Annotated in this window: 4 protein-coding genes; 2 read left to right on the forward strand and 2 right to left on the reverse strand. The window is 34.8% G+C overall.

Annotated features, from left to right (window positions below):
* Nucleotides 1-855: 855 nt before the first annotated feature.
* Nucleotides 856-2,091, reverse strand: coding sequence for an ABC transporter permease (locus A3SG_RS0117475; protein WP_016991287.1), 1,236 nt, complete (start codon nucleotides 2,089-2,091; stop codon nucleotides 856-858).
* An 86-nt stretch (nucleotides 2,092-2,177) separates the two neighbouring features.
* Between A3SG_RS0117475 and A3SG_RS0117480 the strand changes: the two genes are divergently transcribed.
* Nucleotides 2,178-3,476 (forward strand): exo-beta-N-acetylmuramidase NamZ domain-containing protein, encoded by a 1,299-nt coding sequence (locus A3SG_RS0117480; RefSeq protein WP_016991288.1) that lies wholly within the window; start codon nucleotides 2,178-2,180, stop codon nucleotides 3,474-3,476.
* A 28-nt stretch (nucleotides 3,477-3,504) separates the two neighbouring features.
* Here A3SG_RS0117480 and A3SG_RS0117485 read toward each other — a convergent pair whose 3' ends face one another.
* Nucleotides 3,505-3,999 carry a YkgJ family cysteine cluster protein gene (locus A3SG_RS0117485; RefSeq protein ID WP_016991289.1) on the reverse strand — a complete coding sequence of 165 codons (495 nt, stop codon included), beginning with the start codon at nucleotides 3,997-3,999 and terminating at the stop codon, nucleotides 3,505-3,507.
* Between the two features lie 86 nt (nucleotides 4,000-4,085).
* Here A3SG_RS0117485 and A3SG_RS0117490 point away from each other — a divergent pair, with 86 nt between their 5' ends.
* Complete coding sequence (locus A3SG_RS0117490) at nucleotides 4,086-4,793, forward strand: class I SAM-dependent methyltransferase (RefSeq protein ID WP_029596892.1); 708 nt, start codon at nucleotides 4,086-4,088, stop codon at nucleotides 4,791-4,793.
* The last annotated feature ends 40 nt before the right edge of the window (nucleotides 4,794-4,833 follow it).

Raw genomic sequence — 4,833 nt, forward strand, 5'->3', positions numbered from 1 at the left:
TTTGTTCTAAGATCTCTCTTAAAACGGCTGTCAATTCAATATGTCTAGGAACGTGTTCTTTTTGTTTTTTTCGCCTCGATAATCACTTTTCGTGTTTCTCGAAGCGGGTGCAAAAGTACAACTTCTTTTGTTTCTCGCAAGCTTTTTTGAAAATTTTTAGAAAATAAATTCTCTTTATTATTTCATTTGCTTAGCAGGATGTAAAGAACTTATTCGTCGTTGCGGGTGCAAAAGTACCACCTTTATGGCGCTAAACAATACTTTTAATTGCCTTTCTTTAACCTTTTAGTGACTTTATTTTTAAGTCACTGAAAATCTATTATTTGAGAATTATACTTTTTGAGTTGATTTGTTAAAAGTAGGAATTATCAGTGCATAAGCGAAGTGCTTTGCAAGTATTTTAATGGATCGCAGACTATAATGCGAAATTTATTAGCTTTATTACACGTCTAATCCTCTATCCAACTCTTTCTAGAGCAGACAAAGTGTTTGTCGATGCAGTTTCAACTTACTTATATTAGATTAATAACGTAACATGGCAAATTCCAAACTAAATCGAACTGCCTAAACCCGCCTTAAGAAGAATGAGGATTCTCCCATGTAGCCAAAAGAGTATTTATCTCACCAAATAACTTTTAAGCATACCATTTTAATACAGCATACATTATTATAAACACAAAATAACCAATACAACACTACTCCCCCTAGCCCCGATAGCAATGGAAATCCTACTGAGCCGGCGTTCGGCGATGTAGATTGTAACGAATAGCGGGAAATAGCTCCTGAAAATAAATTACTTCTCCTTACATATATGTTTACCCTCTTTTTCATCGTAGGGATCGCCCAAATAGTATGTTAGTCGAAACGAATTGCTTTGACAGGTGAAATTTTGGTTATTATATAGGAAGGAATTAACAACACTAAGAAACAAACACTAATCGTAAGTCCGTTTAAAAGTAAAATATATCCCCAATTAAGATATACCGGTGCTTGATCGACGTAATAATTTTCAGGATTGAGTTTGATTATTCCAAAATATTTCTGAAGCAACAGAATTGCTATTCCGATTCCGTTACCCCAGAGCAACCCCCTAAGAATCAAATAGGACGCATTGTAAAGAAATATTTTACGAATGCTCCAATTGTTAGCTCCGAGTGCTTTTAAGATTCCTATCATCTGCGTGCGTTCCAGAATAAGTACTAATAACGCAACGACCATGTTAATTGTAGCTACTAATATCATCACTATCAATATGACAATGATATTGAAATCGAATAATTGAAGCCACTCGAATATATAACTGTATTTTTCAATGATGGTTTTAGTATCGAGCGTCGAACCTGTATGCTGATATACATCTTCACCTGCCGATTTTATGTTATCAAAATCATCTACAAAAACTTCGAATGCTCCTACCTGATCTGCTTTCCATTTATTAATGCGTTGCATATGGCGTATATCCCCTAATACATAGGTCGCATCAAATTCCTGAAAACCAGAATTAAAGATACCGACAATTTTAAATCTCCTGATATTAGGTAATTTATTCTGCCCTTCTTTCATGAAAAAGGTATTAAACGGATCACCTACTTTAAGCCTTAACCTATTAGCAAGAAATTGCGATAGTACCACGTCTTCATTTAACTTATTAGAGAAATCCGGTAGTTTTCCTTCAACAAGATACTCCTTTATATTATCCCACTTGTAATCACTCCCCACTCCTTTGAAGACGATTCCTTCAAAAGCATTTTCAGTCCGAATGATACCGGCTTTACTGGCAATAGCTTGAATATGATTTATCCCTTCTACAGTATTAAATTTGGGATAAAAATTTTGTTTTTTCGAAATGGGAACTAAAGTAACTTCAGATTGATTGCTATCATAATTAGAAATACTAATATGTCCATTGAAAGCAGAAATTTTTTCTCTGATTTTTTGTTGTAGACCAATTCCTGTCGCTACTGACACAATCATCATCACCATTCCGATGGCAATAGCAGCAATTGCAATTTTTATAATAGGCGCAGAAATACTACTTTTATAATCTTTAGCAGTTATAAGTCTTTTAGCAATGAAGTATTCTAAGTTCAATTTGATTAAGTGTCTGATTTGAATTCAAAAATACAGTTAAAACACGAATAACGCTAATTGCCACTAATTTTATTCTAATCTACTATATGATTTCAATTTTCAAAAATATTCCAGTAGCCTTTATTCTAACAGTAATTTTGCTTTCTTGCTCCAGCTCAATCAACAGAACGAAAGAATTACAACAAGGCAAACCGAAAGATAGTGTCGCAGTTAACTCTATCTACTCCAAAACTGCAACATTATTAGATAAAGCTAACGAAATACATTCGATAAAAACCGGCGCAGACAATTACGAAGTTTATCTACCTCTTTTAAAAGCTAAAAACATAGGCATAGTTGCCAATCAATCAAGTATAGTTTTATTAGAACAATCACCTATAACTATCGAGAGTAAAAAAAAGCAAATCCATTTAGTTGATTTCTTATTAGACCAAAAAATCAAAGTACAAAAAATATTTGCACCAGAGCATGGCTTTCGAGGCACTGCAGATGCAGGAGAACATGTCGTCGACGGAATGGATTCTCAAACTGGATTACCTATTATTTCGCTTTATGGCAATAATAAAAAACCAAAGACGGAACAATTAGCTGGACTTGATGTTCTAGTCTTTGACTTACAAGATGTAGGTGCGCGATTTTACACTTATATTTCCTCACTGCATTATATAATGGAAGCTTGCGCAGAAAACAATATTGAATTAATTATCCTTGACAGACCCAATCCTAACGGAAGCATTGTCGACGGGCCAATTCTAGAAAAGGAATATAGCAGTTTTGTAGGAATGCATACCATTCCCGTTTTGCACGGAATGACCATTGGCGAATATGCCAAAATGATTAATGGTGAAAAATGGCTAAAAGATGGAATTAGTTGTACGCTTAGTGTTATACCCTGTTCTTATTATAATAGAAATATGAAATACAACCTTCCTGTAAAACCTTCTCCTAACTTACCAAACGAACAAGCAATCAATCTATATGCTAGTTTGTGCTTTTTTGAAGGAACAAATGTAAGTGTAGGAAGAGGAACTGAAAAACAATTTCAAATTTACGGCTCCCCCTATTTGCCAAAAAGCGCTTTCAGTTTTGTACCAAAACCCAATATGGGAGCACAAAATCCAGTTTACAATGGAGTAGAATGTTATGGAGAAGATTTGTCAAGTCAAACTGAAGTAGGCCAACTAGAATTAAAATGGATAATAAAAGCATACAAAATAACCTCCGACAGATCGAAATTCTTCAATCCTTTTTTTACAAAACTAGCAGGAACTATACAACTACAACAACAGATTGAAGCCGAGCTATCAGAAACTGACATTAGACAGAGTTGGCAAAACGGTTTAGCCCAATTTAAGAAAATGAGAGCGAAGTATTTGATATACTAGAGGCGACAAAGTACGTTTTTCCCTCTGGCTACAGCGGCAATTTTTTCTTCATTTCTTCAACAATATTAAAGGCTGCAGGGCAAATTGGGATATTCTTCAATGTAAGGTCTGTAATTTGCTGAAACTTCTTTCTATCAGTATGTGGAAATTCTCGACATGCCTTTGGTCGTACCTCATAAATCATACACGCATTTTCATTATCTAGAAAATTGCAAGGTACACTCTGCAATACGTAATCCTGATCTTCATCAATGCGCAGGTATTGCTCTATAAACTGCTGCGGTTTTTGCCTAAGATATTTTGACACACGCTCAATGTCTGCAGATGTAAATAAAGGCCCCGTGGTTTTACAACAGTTCGCGCATTTTAAACAGTCCGTTTTCTTAAATTCAGTATCATGCAAGTCTTGCATCACATAATCTAAATTTTTAGGCGCCTTCTTTTTAAGCTTATCGAAATACTTTTTGTTTTCTATATGCTTATCTTTGGCAAGTTTTCCAAGTTCGTTTAAAGTAGGTTTCAATTTCAGAGTTTAAAAATTCTTTGCAAAACTACACTTTTTGAACGATGAACTTTAATTAATGAATGTTGAATTTTGAAATACAAATAATGAAAGACCTTTTTGGCAAAGCCATCCTCGATTATCAAACGAATAATGCTCCTGAGGATTTAATTACGGAAACAACTATATCCGCAGAAGACGAAATGAGTGTTGCTTATTTATTCCGCTCTCACGCAGAAATGCCCGCTATGGAACAAAAAGCTTTACAGCTTGCCAAAGGAAAGATTCTAGACGTAGGTTGCGGTGCAGGAAGTCATAGTTTGTATTTACAGAACGAGTTGAACTTAGAAGTGACTGCAATAGACATTTCTTCAAGTGCAGTACAGGCTTGCTGGCTTCGAGGAATCAAAGATGCCCGAGTACAGGATGTAATGACGTTAAAAAATGAAACGTACGATACGATTTTATTATTAATGAATGGCGCGGGAATGTGTGGCAAACTGAAAAATATTCCGAATTTCCTTGTCAAACTAAAATCATTATTAAATCCGGGAGGTCAAATTTTATTAGACAGCTCCGATATTATTTATATGTTTGATGATGATGAAGATGGAGGTAAATGGATTCCATCCGATAATGAATATTACGGTGAGGTTGTTTTTAACATTGCCTATAAAGGCGAAAAAGAAAAACCTTTCAACTGGATGTATATTGACTACAATACTTTACAAAATGCGGCTTTCGCCCATGGCCTACAAGCTGAATTAATTCTTGAAGGAGAGCATTATGATTATTTAGCAAAGCTTTCGATTTAGAAGAAAGATCATAACAAATATCTCCCTTACTAAGTGCAAT

Source organism: Flavobacterium sp. ACAM 123, from assembly GCF_000264055.1.
In the GTDB taxonomy this organism is placed as follows: domain Bacteria; phylum Bacteroidota; class Bacteroidia; order Flavobacteriales; family Flavobacteriaceae; genus Flavobacterium.